The organism is Vibrio sp. 378 (assembly GCF_033339435.1).
Genome location: NZ_JAWOUO010000451.1, coordinates 1 through 757 on the forward strand (window position 1 = coordinate 1; position 757 = coordinate 757).

The following is a 757-nucleotide window of genomic DNA, read 5'->3' on the forward strand; positions in this document are numbered from 1 at the left end:
CCCTCAGCTTATAGACAGTGGTATTACAGCCGAGGCGTTAAGCCCTCAGTTGTACGATACCTTACTCACGCTTGATCCTAAAACACACCAACCTATTGCAAGCATTGCGGAAAGTTGGTCTGTGAACAAGGAAGGTACTGAGTACACATTCAAGCTTAAACATGGCGTTCAGTTCCAAACGACACCGTGGTTCTCTCCGACTCGCCCGTTAAATTCAAAAGACGTGGTATTCAGCTTTAAGCGAATCATTGATGTAGACCATCCTTTTCATCAAGTTGGTGGTGGTTTTTATCCATGGTTTGCTGGTTTAGATTTTCAAAATCTATTGCAAGATGTGATTGCTGTCGATGATTACACAGTGACGTTTAAACTCGCGCAGCCAAACTTTTCATTCTTGGCAAACATCGCCACCAGCCATGCGGTAATACTGTCAGCAGAATACGGTCAACAATTGGCGGCAAAAGACAATAAAGAGCAAATCGACCAACTCCCTATTGGTTCAGGGCCTTACCAGCTCAAAGAGTATCAAGTAAACGATTTGATTCGCTTGGAACGTCATCCGAACTACTGGAACTCGCCAGCGAAAATGGAACAAGTAGTGTTCGACATTTCACACCGTGGTACTGGCACGTTAGCTAAGTTGCTGCGCAATGAATGCGATGTTTTGTCTTCACCTATCTCTAGTCAGATCCCAATCATTCAAGAAGATGAAAACCTTGAGTTGACGGCAACACCAGCAAATAACGTTTCCTTTATT

At 43.9% G+C, this 757-nt stretch carries 1 protein-coding gene; it reads left to right on the forward strand.

The features are described 5' to 3' along the window. Positions 1-757, forward strand: a 757-nt coding sequence (locus tag R7Q48_RS26870) for an ABC transporter substrate-binding protein (protein WP_318133293.1), incomplete at both ends; no start/stop codon positions are given.